17 protein-coding genes are annotated in these 18712 nt (G+C 62.5%); 4 read left to right on the top strand and 13 right to left on the bottom strand.

From position 1 onward, the window contains the following. A partial coding sequence (locus KBY58_RS05250; RefSeq protein WP_255003294.1) for a calcium/sodium antiporter occupies positions 1–978 on the bottom strand: 978 nt, incomplete at its 3' end. A 30-nt stretch (positions 979–1008) separates the two neighbouring features. Beyond that, positions 1009–2328: a cation:proton antiporter gene (locus tag KBY58_RS05245; RefSeq protein ID WP_255003293.1), complete on the bottom strand. Its 1320-nt coding sequence runs from the start codon at positions 2326–2328 to the stop codon at positions 1009–1011. A gap of 194 nt (positions 2329–2522) precedes the next feature. Here KBY58_RS05245 and bioA point away from each other — a divergent pair, with 194 nt between their 5' ends. Continuing rightward, positions 2523–3791, top strand: a complete 1269-nt coding sequence (bioA, locus tag KBY58_RS05240; RefSeq protein ID WP_255003292.1) for an adenosylmethionine--8-amino-7-oxononanoate transaminase — start codon at positions 2523–2525, stop codon at positions 3789–3791. Between the two features lie 20 nt (positions 3792–3811). Here bioA and KBY58_RS05235 read toward each other — a convergent pair whose 3' ends face one another. From KBY58_RS05235 to KBY58_RS05210, 6 genes are all read right to left on the bottom strand, one after another. After that, positions 3812–4225 carry a fasciclin domain-containing protein gene (locus tag KBY58_RS05235; protein ID WP_255003291.1) on the bottom strand — a complete coding sequence of 138 codons (414 nt, stop codon included), beginning with the start codon at positions 4223–4225 and terminating at the stop codon, positions 3812–3814. 20 nt (positions 4226–4245) lie between these two features. After that, complete coding sequence (locus KBY58_RS05230; protein ID WP_255003290.1) at positions 4246–5523, bottom strand: CO2 hydration protein; 1278 nt, start codon at positions 5521–5523, stop codon at positions 4246–4248. A 25-nt stretch (positions 5524–5548) separates the two neighbouring features. Further along, positions 5549–7024: an NADH-quinone oxidoreductase subunit M gene (locus KBY58_RS05225; RefSeq protein ID WP_255003289.1), complete on the bottom strand. Its 1476-nt coding sequence runs from the start codon at positions 7022–7024 to the stop codon at positions 5549–5551. Next, the gene (locus KBY58_RS05220; protein ID WP_255003288.1) at positions 7024–8940 is read right to left on the bottom strand and encodes an NAD(P)H-quinone oxidoreductase subunit F; all 1917 of its coding nucleotides are present in this window, start codon (positions 8938–8940) and stop codon (positions 7024–7026) included. The genes KBY58_RS05225 and KBY58_RS05220 overlap by 1 nt, the downstream gene beginning before the upstream one ends. A 106-nt stretch (positions 8941–9046) precedes the next feature. Further along, entirely contained in the window at positions 9047–10882 is a 1836-nt protein-coding gene (gene feoB, locus KBY58_RS05215; protein WP_255003287.1) for a ferrous iron transport protein B, read from the bottom strand. Then, complete coding sequence (locus KBY58_RS05210) at positions 10879–11127, bottom strand: ferrous iron transport protein A (RefSeq protein ID WP_254933654.1); 249 nt, start codon at positions 11125–11127, stop codon at positions 10879–10881. The genes feoB and KBY58_RS05210 overlap by 4 nt, the downstream gene beginning before the upstream one ends. Positions 11128–11261: 134 nt before the next feature. Here KBY58_RS05210 and KBY58_RS05205 point away from each other — a divergent pair, with 134 nt between their 5' ends. Genes KBY58_RS05205 through KBY58_RS05195 form a run of 3 tightly spaced genes read left to right on the top strand, consistent with a single transcriptional unit; the run spans position 11262 to position 13658 of the window. Next, positions 11262–11504: a hypothetical protein gene (locus tag KBY58_RS05205; RefSeq protein WP_255003286.1), complete on the top strand. Its 243-nt coding sequence runs from the start codon at positions 11262–11264 to the stop codon at positions 11502–11504. Positions 11505–11522: 18 nt separating this feature from the next. Then, the gene (locus tag KBY58_RS05200; RefSeq protein WP_255003285.1) at positions 11523–12920 is read left to right on the top strand and encodes a TrkH family potassium uptake protein; all 1398 of its coding nucleotides are present in this window, start codon (positions 11523–11525) and stop codon (positions 12918–12920) included. A gap of 6 nt (positions 12921–12926) precedes the next feature. Further along, on the top strand, positions 12927–13658 hold the full coding sequence (locus KBY58_RS05195; RefSeq protein ID WP_254933656.1) for a potassium channel family protein: 732 nt from the start codon (positions 12927–12929) through the stop codon (positions 13656–13658). Here KBY58_RS05195 and KBY58_RS05190 read toward each other — a convergent pair. Genes KBY58_RS05190 through KBY58_RS05170 form a run of 5 tightly spaced genes read right to left on the bottom strand, consistent with a single transcriptional unit; the run spans position 13612 to position 18707 of the window. Next, a complete protein-coding gene (locus tag KBY58_RS05190; protein WP_255003284.1) occupies positions 13612–14628 on the bottom strand; it encodes a DUF475 domain-containing protein in 1017 nt (338 codons plus the stop codon). The two genes, KBY58_RS05195 and KBY58_RS05190, sit on opposite strands and share 47 nt — an antisense overlap. Positions 14629–14636: 8 nt before the next feature. Further along, the gene (locus tag KBY58_RS05185; RefSeq protein WP_261346204.1) at positions 14637–15377 is read right to left on the bottom strand and encodes an amino acid ABC transporter ATP-binding protein; all 741 of its coding nucleotides are present in this window, start codon (positions 15375–15377) and stop codon (positions 14637–14639) included. Beyond that, positions 15374–16639 (bottom strand): amino acid ABC transporter permease, encoded by a 1266-nt coding sequence (locus KBY58_RS05180; RefSeq protein ID WP_255003283.1) that lies wholly within the window; start codon positions 16637–16639, stop codon positions 15374–15376. The genes KBY58_RS05185 and KBY58_RS05180 overlap by 4 nt, the downstream gene beginning before the upstream one ends. Next, positions 16639–17634 (bottom strand): ABC transporter permease subunit, encoded by a 996-nt coding sequence (locus KBY58_RS05175; RefSeq protein WP_254933659.1) that lies wholly within the window; start codon positions 17632–17634, stop codon positions 16639–16641. Before KBY58_RS05175 ends, KBY58_RS05180 begins: the two co-directional genes overlap by 1 nt. Next, positions 17634–18707, bottom strand: a complete 1074-nt coding sequence (locus KBY58_RS05170; RefSeq protein WP_255003282.1) for an amino acid ABC transporter substrate-binding protein — start codon at positions 18705–18707, stop codon at positions 17634–17636. The genes KBY58_RS05175 and KBY58_RS05170 overlap by 1 nt, the downstream gene beginning before the upstream one ends. Positions 18708–18712 lie beyond the last annotated feature (5 nt).

The raw sequence follows: 18712 nt of genomic DNA, 5'->3' as shown, positions 1-18712 counted from the left end.
TGCCGCGGGGAGCATATTCAGCACCAATTGCTCCACCAGATAGAGGCCATAGAGCCCCAAGAGCAGACCGCCTTCCAGCCTGGTGATCACGCCACCACTCCAGAAAATTGGCACGCAGACCAGGGTGGTGAGCACCATGATCGGAAAATCCCTAGCCACCATTAGGGGATCAACCCCCAGCCCGCGGGTCCCGGAAACGGTGGCGCAAATCCCCAAGATCACTAATTGGTTGAGCAGATTGCTGCCGACCACGTTGCCGATCGCCAAATCCGCCTTGCCCCGATAGGCCGCCACCACGGAGGTCACCAGCTCTGGCATCGAGGTGCCCGCTGCCACGATCGTCAGACCGATAACGGTTTCACTTACCCCCAGCCCGAGGGCTGCAGCGGTGGCCCCTTTCACCAGCAGTTGGGAGCCCCAGATCAGCAGCCCCAATCCCGCCGCCAACTTGATGGCCGCCACGGGGGCAGAAGCCTGGCCTTCGTTTTCAAATTCCTCCTGCACCTCGGCGGGCTCCTCCTTGGCGCTGCGCATTTCCCACAGCAGGTTCAGCACCGTGCCCGTGAGTAGGGCCAGGCCGGCTTGCCAGGTGAGCCGTCCCCCGGATGCCATTCCCCAGGTGAACATCGAAACCCCCAACAGCAAGGGCACATCCCGCCTTACCAGGCGACTCTTGACCCGCAGGGGCATCACCAGGGCACTGACCCCCAACACCACCAGCACGTTGAAAATATTGGAGCCCACAATGTTGCTAACGGCCAGGGCATCGCCGCCGCTGCCGCCCTGGAGGGTGGAAATAAGGCTTACAAACAGCTCGGGGGCACTGGTGCCAAGCGACACCACCGTCAGACCAATCACGATCTGGGGGATCCCCAGCAGCAGGGAAATGGCTACGGATCCCGCCACAAACAGCTCGCCGCCGCCAAATAGCAGCAGGATCCCCACCACGATCTCAACCAAACTCAAGCCGTAGGCCATAGATGGGCTCTGTTTCGGTTCAATTCTGCACTAAGTCTCGGCTGGGATCACAAGCCTCAACAGGATTGGAGCCAGGAAGGTGGTGCCGATCACCATCAACAAAATCGCAGCCTCCAGGGCAGGGGTAAGAATCCCAGCCTGGCTACCCAGGCCCAAAAAGATCAGACCCACTTCGCCGCGGGGCATCATCCCCAGTCCCACCACGAGTCGATTGGTGGGTTCGGCACTCAAGTAACTCCAGCCAGCGGCCACCTTGCCGGCAATCGCCACCAAAAGCAGGAAGGCCGCCACGATCAGGCCCTCACGGTTGGCCGGATCGAGGGGATTGAGCACCGACAGATCTAGGCCGGTGCCGATCAGCACGAAAAAGACGGTGGCAAACAGGGCCACCAGGGGCTTTACGGCGGCGTCAATGTCGTGGGAGTGCTTGGAGGCGCTGAGGATCAGGCCGGCGGCAAATGCCCCCAGGGCCGCCTCCAGGCCTATCGCCTGGGCAACAAAACAGCAGAGGGTGAGCACGAGAAAGCTCGCCACCGCCACATCACCTGGGGCCTTGAGCTGGTCCACCAGCCAGTCGAAGGCCGGGGCTGCCTTACGACTCAGCACCAGGGCTACGGCCACAAACGCCACCGCCACCAGGCAAAGCTTCAGCACCGGACCCACGCTGAAGGCCCCCCCACCCACGATCGCAACCACCACCGCCAGGATCACGATGCCGATGATGTCGTCGAGCACGGCAGCGCCGATCACGATTTGGCCCTCACGGCGCTTGAGCCACTTGAGCTCACCAAACACACTGGCGGTGATCCCGATTGAGGTGGCCGTCATGGCAGCCCCCGCAAACACCGCAGGGATCAGCGGCACATGGAATAGGAAGTAGAGGCCGGCCGTACCCAGCACAAAGGGCAGCACCACCCCGGCCACGGCCACCGTGGTGGCCTGCACGCCCACGGCCACCAATTCATCCAGCTCGCTTTCCAGGCCAGTCAAAAACAGCAGGGCATACAGCCCCAAAAGGGAAACCGACTGCAGGTTTGGGAAGGTTTCGGCATAGATCTCCCGCACCGCATCCGGGCTGATCTCGGCTAAGGAGGCCAACAGCCCGGCAACTCCCGCACCAATCTGGGCCTGGGTTTCCGGCGGCACAATCAGGTGCAGGCCCGAGACGCCGATCAACACGCCGGCCACCAGCTCCCCCAGGATCGTGGGCAGCTGCAGCCGCACCATCACCTCGGCAATGGCCCGGGCGGCAATGAAGATCACCACAAAGCGGCCCACCTGAATCAGGGTCTCCGCCACCTCGAGCTGGTGGGAACTGAACTCCAAGAGAAGCGGGGGAATGGGGAACATCAACATCACACAATTCCCAGCTTTATGGGTGAGGGGCGGCGCCAGTTGGGGAGGGGGAACGGCCCGGAGACCGATGCCCTAACCCTGGGCGGCACTGCCTATTGTTCATCGCCAACCAATACCTGTAGTAATGACAACCGCTTCGGCGCCGCCGTACTGGTGGGCATCACCCGATCACCTAGAAGCCTGAGTCGATGAGCTGGCATCCCCACCTCTGGCACCCCACCACCCAGGTGGCGGTGGCCCCCGAACCCCTGCGGGTATTGGGGGCTAGGGGCTGCCTACTGGAACTGGAAGACGGCCGTCGCCTGATCGATGCGATCAGCAGCTGGTGGGTGACCCTGCACGGCCACGCCGAACCGAGCATCGCCGCCGCCATCGGCCGCCAGGCCCTGGAGCTGGAGCAGGTGATCTTCGCCAACTTCAGCCATGGCCCGGCCGAGCAGCTGGCCACCCGCCTGGCCGCCCTCACCGGGCTGGGCCGGCTGTTCTTCTCCGACAACGGCTCCACCGCCGTGGAGGTGGCCCTCAAGATCGCCTGGCAGTGGTGGCGCAACCAGGGCAGCGACCGGCGCCAGTTGATCGCCTTTGAGGGGGCATACCACGGCGACACCTTCGGGGCGATGGCCCTGGGTGACCGCTCGATCTTCACCGACCCCTACGACGCCCTCCTATTTGATGTAGCGCGAATCCCCTGGCCCCACACCCATTGGGGTGACGAAAACCTCGAGCAGCGCGAGGCCGAATCCCTGCGCCAGCTTGAGATCGCCCTGCAAACCCCCACGGCGGCCCTGATCGTGGAACCCCTGATCCAGGGGGCCTCCGGCATGCGCATGGTGCGCGCCAGCTTCCTAAGGGAGGTGCAAAAGCTCCTAAAAGCCAGTGGTGCCCTACTAATTGCCGATGAGGTAATGGCGGGCTTTGGCCGCACCGGCTCCCTATTTGCCAGCCAGAGGGCTGCCCTCCAGCCCGACCTAATGGCCCTCTCCAAGGGGCTCACCGGGGGGTTCCTGCCGATGGGGGCAACCATGGCCAGTGAGCGGCTCTACCAGGGCTTCATTAGCGAAAACCCCAGCCACACCTTTTTTCACGGCCATAGCTTCACCGCCAACCCCCTCGGTTGCGCCGCAGCCCTGGCCAGCCTCGATTTACTCCAGCAAAATCCGGAGCGCTTCCAGCAATTTGAGGCCCGCCACATTCCCCAACTGGAGCAACTAAGCCGCCATGGCCAGGTGGCTCGGGTGCGCTGCCTGGGCACCATGGCCGCCTTTGAACTGGAATCGGGAGCCAACAGCTACCTAAACCCGGTGGGGCGCCTGATCCAGCGGCTTTGCCTGGAGAAGGGGGTATTCCTCAGGCCCCTCGGGAATGTGGTGTATCTGCTGCCACCCCTGGGGATCAGCGACAGCCAACTGCAGCAGTGCTACGGCGCCCTGGAATGGGCCATCAGCCAGCTGCCCTAACAGGGCCAAACGGCCTGGATTTAGCCCGGCAAGATAACCCGATCAATCACGTGCACCACGCCGTTTTCGCAGGCGATGTCGGCCGTGAGCACGGTGGCATTTTTGATCTCAAAGGGTTCATCGCCAGCGCTACCGCGACGGATCGGAATTGGGGCTCCCTCGAGGCTGGTCCATTCGGCCTGGGCCACAATTTCGGCCCGCTTAAAGGCCCCGGACAACACGTGGTATTTGAGAATTCGGGCCAGCTGGGGTGGGTTGTCCACCAGGGTTTGCACCGTGCCCGGGGGCAGGGCCGCAAAGGCATCATCCACGGGAGCAAACACCGTGAAGGGCCCAGGGCCCTCTAGGGCAGAGCGAAGCCCCGCCGCATCCACGGCTGCAAGCAAAGTATTAAAAACACCTGCACCCTTAGCGGTCTCGAGAATGGTGGCCATGGGAAGTTGGGATTTAAGAGCTAGCGATAATCTTGGCTTTGGATATCAGTGAGGCGAGCTTCTGGCCGCAGGAAACGATCCATTTGGGCCTCAAAAAAGCGACGGTTAGCCATCAAGTGCTCGGGATCGGAATCATCCAAGGGATAGAAAAGGGCGGCCCGCAGGGCCTGGATTACGGCCGAGGTCACGTTGTACATCGAGCGCTGGAAGGTAATGCCCAGCTGCACCAGCTGATCCCCCTCCCCCCGCCGATGCTGGCCATAGAGCTCCTTCAGGTAGGGGGGCAGAAAATGGAGCATGTCCTGCATTAGCAGGGTCGGTGGGATTCCGGCCGAACCCACCGGATAGACATCTGCATACAAAATTCCGTAGTGGAAATCCGCCTGATCGGCTGGAACCTGCCCCGCCTGGGCGTTGTAGCTCTTGGTACCCCTGAAGGGGGAAGTGCGATAGAAAACCGCCTCCACGTAGGGAAGGGCAGCCTCATAGAGCCAGGTAAAACCCTCACTCTTGGGGATGATTTCAAAACATTCACTACCAATGAATACATGGTGATAGATGGGCCTGCCGGCCACTGCAAAAATGCCATTTACCAGAAAATCCATGGCCTCGGGCACGCTTGTTAGCTTGCCTTCGTCGTAGAGGTCACTCATTTCAAAGAAAACCGGCGCCATCACCTCCCAGAACAATCCCAAATTGGCGTAAAAAGAAAGTTGTCGCACCTTCTCCATAAACATTTCCGGAAAAAGCCTATGGAGACCAAGCATCAAGGGATTGCCCTTGAAATAGGCTTTGATGGCCCGGTCGGCATTGGCCCTATAGGCCTCACTATCTAGATAGTCGTTGAATCGGCCACCCATGCCCTGGTGCCAAAACATGGCCTGCATGCAGGCCTCCGCAAACTCCATGTTGACCCGGTCGTGCCAAAGGTGATGCAGCAGTTTTGGCATCGCCTTGGTTTCGCCCTTATCCATGAAGGCCAGCAGCTCTGGATGGGCCTTTTCACCACCGCGCCATATGCGCAGCTGGGATTGGTCGCCCGCATAGCTATTGGGTAGGTCCAGATACTTCTGGGAGATGAAATACTTAAAGGCAGGTAGGGGATTTAGGAAAACCTTCTCGGCGATGTAGAGCAAATCACGCCAATAGAAATCCATCGGCACCGCATAGGCCTTGTATATGCCGATGATTTGTTGGAGATTTTCAGGCGTATCCGGCAGCATCGAACCGCCCGCCTCCAAGCGGTGAATCACCTCGGCAAAGGGGTGGGTTGAGGCGGGAATGGGGGTTGGGGGCATGGCTGTTAGGGGTATGGATGTGGGTTTACAAGAACGGTTGGGAATGCAAAGCCAGGGCCGCCGTGGCGGTTTCACTCCAGCCAGTCAGTGCGGTGGGCCAAATACCGGCCAGCAACACAGCAGCTGTAAGGGTTAGGGAAGGCAGGCGTTCAACCCAGGTGGTGCTGGCCCAATCGGCCCGGTCGCTGTCGAGTCGACCAAAGCCCACCCGGTTGAACAGGCGCACCGCGTAAACGGCCGTGAGCACCGAAGCGGCCAGGCAGGTGAGGGTGGGCAGGGGAAAGGTCGACCAACTGCCTTCGAAAACCAGCAGTTCGGCCACAAACCCCGCCAAGCCAGGCACACCAGCCGCGGCCATCAGGGCCAACAGCATCAGGCCCAGGGTGAAGGGCAAACCGCGCTGGGGATTGAGCAAACCTGAGAGCTCCGGAATGGCGGTGGTGCCTGTCTTGCGCTCGATCAACCCCACCAGGGAGAAGAGCAGGGCAATGATCAGACCATGGGCCAACATCTGGGCCACCACGCCCTGGAGGCTCAAGGGGGTGGCCGCCGCCAGGGCCAGCACCAAAAAGCCCATGTGGCTCAGGGAGCTGTAGGCCACCAGCCGCCGCATGTCGAGCTGGGAAATGGCGTTGAGGGCTCCGTAGATGGCGGTGATTGCCCCCACTGCGGCAATCCAAGGCGACCAGGCCTGCCAGGTTTCGGGCAGAAACTCCAGGCCAAAACGCAGCAGGCCATAGGCCCCCAGCTTGGAAACGGCGCCACTCATCAACATCGCCACCGGCGTGGGGGCCTGGCTGTAGGTGGCTGGCTGCCAGCCATGCAGGGGCACCACGGGGAGCTTCAGGCCAAAGGCCAGCAGCACCAGGGCCATGATCCAGCGCTGGGTGCCGAGAGCCAGGGGGCTTTCCCCGTGGGTGATGGCGGCCAGATCCGCGAAGGCAAAGCTGGGGCCACCGGCCTGGCTCCAGCCAAGGGCAAGCACGGCAGCCACCAGCGCCACGCCGGAAACGGCCCCATAGGTGAGGAAGCGAATCGCTGCCCCCGCCCGCTTCTCGCCGCCATAGGTGGCCACCAGCAGGGTGGTGGGGATCAAGATCAGCTCATAGGCGATCACAAATAGCAGGGCGTTGCGGGCCAAAAATGCACCCACCAGCCCCAGGTTGGTGGCCAACATCAGGGCGAAATAGAGCTGCGGCCGTCCCTGATCTACCGGGCTGGAAAGCACCGCCATGGCCGTGAGCAGGGCGGTGAGCAGCACCAAGGGCAAAGAAAGGCCATCCAGGCCCAGGTCGAGGGAGAGCCCCAGCCGCGGCAACCAGGCCTGGCTGAAGTTCAGTTCAGCCCCAGACAAGCCGATGGCACAGGCGATCGCCGTGGCCAATTGCGCGGCCGCCGCCGCCAGGGCCGCAGGCCGGGCCCAGGCCGGTGCCAAAAGGGGAATGGCGATGCCGCCCAGCAGGGGGAAGGCCAATAAAAGCAATAGGAGCAGCGGGTTCATCAATTCACCCCAGCGAGAGAAACAAAGCTGGTGCGGGCCAACAACCAGGTGGCCATCAACAGCACCCCAACCACCAGGGAAAGGGCATAGGCCTGGGACCTACCCGATGTGGTGAGGCTTAGGCGCCTGGCACTGGCCATCGCCGAAGCTCCCGCCTGGCCACTGAAGCCATCCACCAGCCGCTCATCCGACCAGGCACTCCAACGGGCCAGGGACACCACCAAGCCCACCACGGTGCGCTGGTAGAAGCGCTCGGTTTGCATGTCGGCCGAAAGCCAATCCTGGAGGCCCCCCAGGGCAGAGGGCAGGTGGGCCAGGGGGTGGGGCCTGAGATAGAAAAAGGCCGAAGATCCACCACCCACCAAGGTTGTGACCACCAGCGGCCAGCCCAGGGGGCCCCAGCCCAGCAGGGGGCCGCCCGCGAAGACACCGTTGAGGCTCAACAGGGGGGGCAGGTGCAGCACTAGGCCCATCAACAGGGTGGTAGGGAGTGCCATCAGCCAAAGCACCTCGGCCGAGCGAACCGTGAAAGGCTTGGGATCCCCGCCCCAGATCAGGCAAAAGACCCGAATCAAACCTGCACTGATCAGGGCGTTGGTCAGCAGTACCAGGCCCCCCAGCAGCCAGGGCTGGGCACTGGCCTGGGTGAGCACGAGCAATTCGCGCAGGGCCGCAAAACCACCAAAGGGGGGTAGGCCCATCAGGCCGGCGGCGCCGGTCAGGAAGGCCAGCCCCATCAGGGGGCGCCGGCTCCAGAGACCGCCCAGCTGGGTGAGGTCTTGGCTGACATTGCTGATCACCACTGTGCCCACGGCCATCAGCAACAGGGCCATCGGCAACGGATAGACCAGCAACAGGTGGTCTGCCACCGCCGTGCCGCCCAGGCCCACCGCCACAAACAGCAGGCCCAGCCAGCTGCTCACCAAAAAGGAAAGGGCCCGCTTCACATCGGTTTGGGCCAAGGCAATCAGGGAGGCGACCACCGCCGTGGATCCGCCCACGGCCACCAAAACGATCTGCACCAGGGGGCTCAGGGCCAGCAGGGGCTGGAGGCGCAGCAGCACCCAGGCTCCGCCCAAGACCACCACGGAATTGCGCAACACCGTGGAGGGCAGGGGGCTTTCCATCGCCTCATCCAGCCAGAGGTGCAGGGGGATTTGGGCGCACTTTCCAAGGGGGCCCGCCACCAGGGCCAACAGGATCAAGCTGAGGCTCCAGGGCAGGGCCGCCCCTTCCCCGTGGGCCTGCTGGTAACCCTGGGCCCAGTCAGCCAAATCGTGGAAGTTCCAGCTACCGGTTACGGGCAGCAGCGCCACCAGGCCGGCCAGCAAAACCAAATCGCCAATTCGCTTTGTGAGGAAGGCATCGCGGGCCCCTTTCACCACCAAGGACTGGTTGAACCAGGTGCCCACCACCAGGTAGGTGCCCAGGGTTAGGAGCTCCAGCAACACATAGCTAAAAAACAGCGAGTCCGTGAGCACCAGGGCGCACAAACCTGCCTCAAAAAAGCTGAGACAACCAAAGAATCGGGGCCAACCCCAGTCCATTTCCAGATAGCCAATCGCATAGATCTGGGTGAGCACATGCAGGCCCGTGATCACGGTCATCGCGATCAGGGCAGGCTCGGTGATCAGGCCATCGAAGCCCAGGCGCAATCCAGCCGTTGAAAGCCACACCCAGCCAAAGCGGATTGGAGCGTAAACAGCCTCAGCCCCCGCCGCCGAATTGGTATGCAGCGCAATTAGGGCAAGCACGCTGTGGCCAAAGGCCACTAGCACCATCGAAAGGTTGATGTAGCCGCAGGGGCGGGGGCCCGTGCGGGTGATTAGCCCTGGCGACCAGAGCAGCGATAACACCGCTGCCAAAAGGGGGTACAGCGGCACCAACCAGGCCGTCTGCAAGAAGGCAGCGGTCATCGATCAGATAAGAAAGGGTGGCCGCGAACCATAGGGACCAATGGCCCACAACTGGCGACTTTTGGGCAATCGAGCTGCCTATGGGATCAACAAGAAATGGTGATGGCTAGCTCCAGCCCATCAGCCGCGCCCCCTGCACGAAGGCAAAGCTGGTGCCCCAGGCCAATAGCAGCGACCACAGCACAGAAAATGTGGTGAATTTGGCACTCTTTGATTCACTTCGAATCACCGCCACCGTTGACAGGCAAGGGGTATAGAGCAGGGTAAACAACATAAAACTAATCGCTTGAACCCAGGTGACATCAGCCGCAATCGCATTGCCAAGGGCAATTGGATCGGCCTGGCTGTAGATCACCGCCAAACCTCCCAGCACAATCTCCTTGGCAATAAAGCCAAACACCAGGGCACCGGCCAGCTTGGGATTGATGCCTATCGGCCCCAGAATTGGCATCAGGGCCCTACCCATCAAACCGGAAAATGACTCAGCTGAGGCGGGCTCCACCCCAAAGGGCAGGTTGTTTAGCAGCCACACCGCAATCACACCAAAAATGATGAAGCGCCTAGCCCAAAACCAGAAGTGGCGCACCTCAAGCCACGCCCGCGAAAACATCTGGCGCAGGGTGGGGAAGCGATAGGGCGGCAACTCCAACACCAGGGGCTCACAGCTGTTGAAGCGGCCCTTAAAAATCAGGGCCGTGAGAATCGCCGCAGCAAAACTGATCACATAGAGGCCAAAAATCACCAGGGCCCCAACCCTGGGTGCAAAAAACACCGAGGCCATGAACAAAAAGACGTTCAGGCGCGCCGAGCAGAGCGAGAAGGGAATAATCAGCATCGAAAGCAGCCGCAGGCCCCGATCACGCATCACCCGGGTGCCCAGGATCGCCGGCACATTGCAGCCAAAGCCCATCAGCGAGAGCACGAAGGAGCGGCCGTCGAGGCCAAGCCGCTCCATAAAGGCATCCATTAGGTAGGCGGCTCGAGAGAGATAGCCGCTGTCTTCCACCACGCCCATGGCCAGGAAGAAGAGAAAGATCACGGGCAAAAAGGCGCTCACCGTGCCAATGCCCTGGTAGAGCCCCTCGAGCAGGAAACCCTGCAAAAAGACCGGCAAGCCCCCAATCAATGGGGCGATCACCCCTTTGCCAAAGGCATCTAGGAGTGAGCCCAAGCCCTCCTGCAAGGGCACCCCCACCGCATAGATGGCCTGAAACATCAGGGCCATCACCAGGAAAAAGAGGGGCAGACCAAACAGGGGATGGAGCAGAACCCCATCCAGCCGTCGACTGAGCCGGTCCCGCCATTGGGGCGGCAGGGTCACCGCCAGCCCAAGCAGGTGGCTGATTTGGGCCTGGAGGCCGGCATCGCCCAGCTCGAGGCAGTTTTCCAGTTGGGCCAGGGGCTTTTGATCACCCCGATCGCCACTGCGCTCGCCATTCCCGTGCTCGCACCCAGCCGCCAGCAATTTGACCATGGCGTGGCGGGCCTCCCCCAGCCCGCGCCGGTGTTTGGCGCTGACCAGCAGCACCGGCATCTCCAGCTCCCGGGAGAGGGCGCCCAGATCTATCGAGACCCCAAAGCGACGGGCCTCATCGGCCATGTTCAGCAGCACCAATGCCGGTAGCCCCAGCCGCTGCACCTGGATCGCCAGGCGCAATTGGCGATCCAGCTGGCTGGCATTGAGCACCAGCACCACCAGGTCCAAGGGGGTGGCTTCAAGGAAGCGGCGCACCACCGCCTCATCTTCCGAATGGCCCCGCAGGTCGTAGATGCCTGGCAGATCCACCAGCTGGGCGCTCTGGCCCTGCAGCTCCAGGCTGGCCTGCATTAAATCCACCGTGATCCCAGGCCAATTGCCGATATGGGCGTGGCTGCCGGTGAGCTGGTTGAAGAGGGTGGATTTTCCCGTGTTGGGCATGCCCAACACCGCAATCGTGGTCATGGCAGGGCCGGCTGCGGTTCGAGGCCCACGCAGGCCGCATCCCGGCGGCGCAACATCAGCTCGGTCATGCCGACCCGCACATGCAGGGGCCCCGACCACCAGCCGCGCCGCAGCATCAGCACCTGCTTGCCCTGGCTCAGGCCCATGGCCTCGAGGCGGTGGCGCAGGCCAGCGGTTGCCTCAATGGCATTGATGGTGGCGGAATGGCCCGGGGCCAAATCCGCCAGGTGAGCCTGCTTTCGCATCGCCGCGGGCTTATTGAGATTGAGTTTCAATATCGTAAGCCCCTGGGCGGATGCCCAGTTGGTTTGCAGTGAACATTTGCTGCCCGTCTGCGCTTCTAGGTTTGGGGTAAGGGTGCTGATCCGCTCCTATGGCGATGTCATGTTCCAAATGTGGCTGTCGCATGGTCACCAAGGTGGGGGTTAGCCAAACCCTGTTGGTCTGCACAGATTGCGGCCATCCCCGCAACGAAATTCATAGCCAGCCCCAGGCACGCCAGAAAGCCTGGGCCTACCTGCTGATGTTTTGCCTGGTGCTAGCTGGAGGCTTCTACACGGTCGTGCGTGGCTCGGGGAACAGCGAACCCTCAGCGATAATGGGTTCTGCCCGGGAAAAGTAAGGGGATTTGAAGAATTAAATGTCGAGCTTGTTGGGTGGGTTAAACCAATGGCGCCATCGGCTGTCGGTACCCCAGTTCACCGCCGTAACCGGTGTGCTGGTGATCGGCTTTGGCACCATCCTTCTGGCTAGCCCGGCCTGCTCAACCGACGACGTGGGCCTCTGGGAAGCCCTCTTCACCGTGACCTCGGCGATCACCGTGACCGGCCTCTCAATCATTGATGTGAGCCGCGACCTCACCTGGTTTGGCCAGGGAATCCTGGCGGGATTGATCATCACGGGGGGCTTGGGCCTGATGGCGATCACCACCTTTTTGCAGGGCTTCGTGCAGGGCAAATCGGGCCTGCGCCATCGCCTCGACAAGGGCCGCTCCCTCGATGAATTTGGCGTGGGCGGCATCGGCCCCACCTTTAACCGCATCCTGCTGACGGCCTTTTGTTTTATGGGCATGGGCACGGTGTTGCTCTATGCCTTCGGTTTCAGTGATATCCGCAATCCGGCCGAGAGGCTCTGGGCGGCGCTGTTTCACTGCATCAGCGCCTACAACAACGCCGGCTTTGGCCTCTGGGGCGACAACCTGGTGCACTACCGCGACAACCCCTGGGTCAACGGGGTAATCGGCACTTTGATAGTGATGGGAGGCCTGGGTTGGCGGGTATCCAATGAACTCTGGAGCAACCGCAAAAGCCTGCTCAAACTGCAGTTCAAGCGATTCAGCCTGCACAGCCGTCTGGTGGTGCGCAGCACCTTGATCCTGATTTGCCTGGGTGCGATCGGCCTATTGATAACCGAGCACTTCGCCAGTGATGGGGTGATCCAAACCCTGCCCTTTTGGTCAGCCCTTCAGGTCACCCTGTTCCAATCGATCACCACCCGCACCGCTGGTTTCAACACGGTGCCCCTATCCCTCGAAACCTTCTCGGATGCGGCCCTGCTGCTGATGATCGTGCTGATGTTCATCGGAGCCAGCCCTGGGGGCACCGGCGGCGGGATCAAAACCACCACCATGGCGGTCTTGATCGGCGCCACCCGCTCCACCCTCGAAGGCAAGGAGGAAGTGATCATCCGCAAGCGACGCCTCGACGACAGCCTGCTGCTTAAGGCCGTAGGCATCACCCTGGCCTCCCTGGTTTTTGTGGTGCTGATGACCCTGCTGCTGGGCCTCGGCCCCACCACGGGGGGTGAAAGTTCGGTGAAGGCCTTTTCCTTCCTCGAAAAACTATTTACCTGCATGTCGGCCTTTGGCACCGTGGGCCTCGACCTGGGGGTCACCGCCCAGCTGAACCGCTGGGGTCAACTGGTGCTGATGGTGGGCATGTTTGTGGGCAGGATGGGGATCCTGTTGCTGCTATCGGCCATCCTGGGTAGCCGCCCCCAACCCCGCATGGGCTACCCCCGCGAAGACCTCTACCTCTAACGACCCATGGGCACCTGGTGGCAACCACTTCAAACGGCCAACTCCACCTACAGGGGTGGATTTGCAGTGATCGGCGTGGGTCGATTCGGTTCGGCCCTCTGCCAGGAATTGATCCAGGCCGGAGCGGATGTGCTGGCCATCGATAGCAACCAGCGGGCCATCGATGAGCTGCGGCAGCGGCAGCCGGCAATCGAGGCCAGGGTTGTGGATTGCACCGACGAGGAGGCGCTGCGGGCCGCGGGGGTACTGGACATGGCCACTGTGGTGGTGGCGATGAGCGAACCGATCGAGGCCAGCGTTACCGCCACCCTGATTGCCAAGGACAGCGCCGACTCCCAGGTCAAACAGGTAATCGCCCGGGCCACCAGCGACATCCACATGCGGATGCTCCAGCGGGTCGGCGCCGACCGGGTGATCTTCCCTTCCCAAATGCAGGGTCAACGGCTTGGTCAGGAGCTGGTGCGCCCCAACCTGCTCGAGCGCCTCAGGCTCGATGACAACAACAGCATCGAGGAAATCCGGGTGCCCCAGCAATTCGTGGGCCAAAGCCTGCGGGACCTCAACCTGCGCAAAAACTTTCGGGTCAGTGTGCTGGCCGTAGGCCCCGACAACAACCTGACCGTCAATCCACCGGCATCCCACGTGATGGAAACGGGGGAGCTGATGGTGGTGATGGGCAGCCAGGAGGCCCTTACGAGCTTGCCCTCCGTTGACGCAGGGAATCCCAAAGGGCAATAGCCAGCAGCAGCACCCCGATCAAGCCCGTAAGCCACTCGGGCACATGGATGTGGTGGGCGGCCAGGGGGATGCCAGCCAACATCACCAGGCCCAGGGCGCCAATGGCGTAGTGGGCTCCATGCTCGAGATAGATCAGGTGGTCGAGGGCCCGCTCCCGGCTGAGCATCAAGGTGAGCGAGCGGATAAACAGGGCGCCTAGGCCCAGACCCACCATGATCAGGCCAATGTTGTCGGTGATCGCAAAGGCGCCGATCGTGCCGTCGAGGCTGAAGGAAGCATCCAGCAATTCCAGATAGATCAGGCTGGCGATGCCACTGCGAACTGCCATCTGGGGCCCCGAGTCAAAGCCATCGGCCAGGGAGGTGGTGAGTAGCTGCAGCACCACCCCCAACACCCCACTGACCATCAAATCGCCGCGCAGCCCAACTGGAGCCACAAACACCAAGGCCACCAGAATGATCAGGGCGATGGCCACCTCCAGGGCTTCGATGCGGCCGGCGGCACTTAGGCGCCTTTCCAGGGCCTGCCACCAGTGGAGGGTTTTGGCATCGTCGAAAAAGTAGTGAAAAAAGACCATCAGCAAAAACATGCCCCCAAAGGCCAGGATCCGCGGCTCGGCAATTTCCAACAGTTCGCGGTATTCGTTGGGATGGCGCAGGGCCGCATCCAGGGCCTCACCCAAACCCACCTGGCCGGCGATGGCCACCATCAGCAATGGGCCCAGAAAGCGCACGCCAAAGACGGGAATAACCAGGCCCCAGGTGAGGAAGAAGCTCTGCTGGCCTGGGGTTAGCCGGTCCAGAACCCGGGCATTAACCACGGCATTGTCAAAGGAAAGCGACACCTCCAACAGCAGCAACACCAAGGTGAGCCAGGCCGCCTCCAACCCCTGAAATCCCAATATGGCCGCCAGACCGAAGCCGCACATGACCAAGGGGAAGGCGAGATAGCGAAGCAAACGACGGTTCATAGGTGGGGTTAGGCGATCTGTTGGAGAAATTGCTGGGTGCGCGGGTGCGATGGGCAGGAGAAGAACTGCTCAGGCGGTGCGATTTCCACCACGGTTCCCTCCGCCATCAACACCACCCGGCTGGCGACCTGACGGGCAAAGCGCACCTCATGGGTGACGACCACCATCGTCATCCCCTCCGCCGCCAGCTCCTGCATCACCTCCAGCACCTCCTGCACCATTTCCGGATCGAGGGAACTGGTGGGTTCATCAAAGAGCATCAGGCGGGGCTCCATGCAAAGCGAGCGGGCAATCGCCACCCTCTGTTGCTGACCGCCCGAGAGCTGGCCGGGGAATTTATGGGCCTGCTCGGCAATGCCGACCCGCTCCAACAGCTCCAGGGCTTCTCGCTCCACCTGGGCCTTCGGGCGCTTACGCACCAGCACCGGCGCCAGGGTGAGATTTTCCAGCACGCTGAGGTGGGGAAACAGGTTGAACTGCTGAAACACCATCCCCACCTCGCGGCGGATTGCCTCGATGTTGCGGGTGTCGGCATCGATGGCCATGCCATCGACCGTGATCGAACCCTGCTGGAAATCTTCAAGGGCATTAAAGGTGCGCAGGAAGGTGCTCTTGCCAGAACCCGAGGGCCCCATGATCACCACCACCTCACCGCGATGGACCGTCAGGTCCACACCCCTGAGGGCGTGGAAGCCATTCGGGTACCACTTCTGCACACCCCTGGCCTCAACGATCGGATCGGTGCTCATGGGGCAGAACGCAGAGGGGAATTGGGATTAAGGCGGGTTTCAAGGGCGCGGCTACCCAGGCCCAGGGCGGCGCAGCAACACCAAAACAGCACCGCCAGCACCAGATAAACCTCGGCATTGCGGCCAAGGAAGGCCGGGTTGGCCATCACCGTGCGAGCCGTACCTAGCAAATCAAGCAGGCCAATCAGGGAGAGCAAGGTGGTGTCTTGGAGGAGGGTGATGAACTGGCCCACCACCGAGGGCAGGGCCACCCGCACCGCCTGGGGGATCACCACCTGCAGCAGGGCCTGGGGCATCGACAGCCCTAGGGCCTGGGCCGCCTCCAACTGGCCGCGGGGCACCGCGTTTAAGCCGGAGCGCAGGGCCTCGGCCACATAGGCCGCCGCAAAGAAAGTGAGCACCCAGGCCGCCCGCCAAACCCGATCTGGCGCCAGGCCCCCGGGCAGCAAAAAGCCCAGGATGTTTTGGCCCAGAAACAGCAGGGTGATCAGGGGTGCTCCACGGATGAATTCGATATAGATCACCGAGCCCCAGCTCAGCAGGGGCAATTCACTGCGGCGCCCTAGGGCCAGCAGCAGCCCCAGGGGAAAGCAGATCAGGATGGCAAAGCTGGCTTCGAGCAGGGTGAGCAGGAGGCCGCCCCAGTTGGAGGGCGCCACGGGCATCAGGCCCAGGCCGCCACTGATCAACACCATCCCCAGCAGGTAGAGCAGGGGCCACAGCAGGGGGAACAGGCGCAGCAGCAGGGTCCGCTCGCCAGGCCGCTTGCCACTGGCCCAATTGCCGCTGGCCCAATTGCCGCTGGCCCAGCGCAGCCCCAACAGCAGGCCCGTGATCGCCCACCAGCGCGCCTGGATCGCCAAGCTGAGCTGCAGCAGCAGGGGCAGCAGGGCCGCCAGGGCAACCAAAAACCCTGCTGCCAGGCGGTCGTTGGTCGGCCAGCGGTTGGCCTGGGCCCTGGGCCCACCCCGCAACAGACCCCAGCTCAAACCGGCGGCGGCGGCCAAAAGGCCCGTAAGCAGCCACAGCCGCCACTGCTGCTCAATCGGGTAGCGGCCCACCGCAAACAGGGTGCTGTTGGTTTGAATCACGGCCCACTGGGCCTGGGTGAGTGCCCAGCGCAATAGCCCCGCCCCCGCCGCCAGCAGGGCAGCAAACAGGGCCAAGGAAATCAGTCCGTCGAGCTTGCTGCCAAACAGCTCGCGGCGCAGCCTTTGCCACGGACCAGGGCTCAACATCGGCGGTGGAGCACTGGCCTGCATCAGCGTTCCCTCAACTGCACAAGCCGGTTCAGGCCATTCATCAGCGCCGAGATCAGCAGGTCAATCACCAGGTAAGAGCCGAGTAGCAACAGCACCACCTCCACCGCCCTGCCGGTTTGGTTGAGGGTGGTTTCGGCCACGGAATAGAGGTCGGTGTAGCCAACGGCCACGGCCAGGGAAGAATTTTTGGCCAAGGAGATGTATTGGCTATTGAGGCCAGGCACGATCACCCGCAGGGCCTGGGGCATCACAATCCGCCCCAGGGTGAGCTGGGGTGAAAAGCCCAGGGCCCGCGCCGCCTCCCACTGGCCTTGGGGCACCGAAGCAATGCCCCCGCGCACCACCTCGGCAATGAAGGCCGCTGTGTAAACTACCAGGCCCGTGAGCAGGGCCCCAAATTCCACCGTGAGCCGCAGCGGCGCCTGCCAAACCCCATCCACCAGCTGGGGTGCTTGCCAGGCCAGACCCTTGCCAAACCAGGCCAGATAAAGGCCCGATTTAGCCAGCACCAGCCCCGGCAACTGCCAGGCCTGGAGCCCGTTGGGCAAGGCCAAAAAGACCACGAAATACCAAAACACCAGCTGCAACAGCAGGGGAATGTTGCGCACCAGCTCCACATAGATCCGGGCCAGGCGCCGCAGCAGGCCATTGCCGCTGAAGGCCGCTGCCCCCAAAAGGGTGCCCAACAGGGTGGCACCCACCAGGCCCACTAGCACCACCTTCAGGGTGTTCACCAGGCCAGCCACCAGGCCAAGCCAGTAGGGCTGGCTAGCTGAAAAGGGAATGGAGGATTCGGCAAGGTCGAAACCGGCCGGGTTATCCAGCCAGCTCCAGCTCAAAAGCAAGCCAGCTGCGGTGAGGTTGCGCACCAGGTTGCCCACCAAAAAGGCCACCAGCACCAACACCACCAGGCCCACTCCGGCCTGGATTAGCCAGGGCAACAGCCTTCGGTTACGCCACCAGGGGGGCGCGGCCGGCAGCGGGGCTGGGCCCATCAACGGAAGGGGGGCGAATAGATCAGGCCACCGTCTTTCCACTGGCGGTTAAGGCCCCTCTCCAGCTTGAGCCTGGAGCCCACCCCCACGCTTCGCTCAAAAATTTCGCCGTAATTTCCGCCGGCGGCAATCACCTTGACAACGAAATCGGCGGGCAGGACCAGCTGCTTGCCGAAATCCCCCTCCACACCCAAGAAACGGCGCAGGTCCGCCAGGTTGGGATTGGCCTTGGCCTCGGCCAACTTGGCCTGCAAATTGGCCTGGGTGATCCCCAATTCCTCTGCCTGCATCAGGGCATAGATCGTCCAGCGCACCGCATCGGCCCAGGCCGGATCGCCATTGACGGTGGCAGGGGTGAGGGGCTCCTTACTGAGCACCTCGGGCAGCAGGGTGTGGCCAGCGGGGTTGGGGAAACTGGTGCGCTTGGCGGCCAGCTGGGAGCGGTCGCTGGTGACGGCCACGCAGCGGTCCTGCAGGTAGGCGGAGTAGGTCTGGTCGCCGGTTTGGAATTTGAGCGGCGTGTAGGGGGCATTGATCTCCCGCATCCGATCGGCCAGGTTGAGCTCGGTGGTGGTGCCGCTCTCCACGCAGATCGGTTTGCCGGCCAGATCCTTGAGGCCCTTGATGCCACTGGCCACGGGCACCATTACCCCCTGGCCGTCATAGAAAACGGTGGGGGCAAAGCTGAGGCCATTGCCGCCTGCACCATCGCGGCTGAGGGTCAGGGTGGTGTTGCGCGAAAGGAGATCTACCTCTCCGCTCGAGAGGGCCGCAAACCGCTCACTGGAGTTGAGATCGCGGTATTCCACCTTGTTTGGATCGGCCAGCACCGCCGCGGCCACGGCCCGACACACCTCCACATCAAGGCCGCTGTAGCTGCCATCCGGCCCCACAAAACTGAAGCCGGGCAACTTGCCATCCACTCCACAGACCAGGGTGCCGCGGCCCTTAATCGTGGCCAGCTTCTGGCTTTCGATCCCAGCGCCGTCGCCGGCGCAACCGGCCAGGGCACACAGGGCGCCAAGCGAAATCCCCAGGGAAAGCTTGGCGGTGAGCTGACGCAACCGGGGCATGAACC

The sequence above is a fragment of the Cyanobium sp. HWJ4-Hawea genome (genome assembly GCF_024345815.1).
Taxonomy (GTDB): domain Bacteria; phylum Cyanobacteriota; class Cyanobacteriia; order PCC-6307; family Cyanobiaceae; genus Cyanobium_A.
The sequence above is the reverse complement of the archived record's forward strand: the minus strand, read 5'-3'. Positions and strand labels throughout refer to the sequence as shown.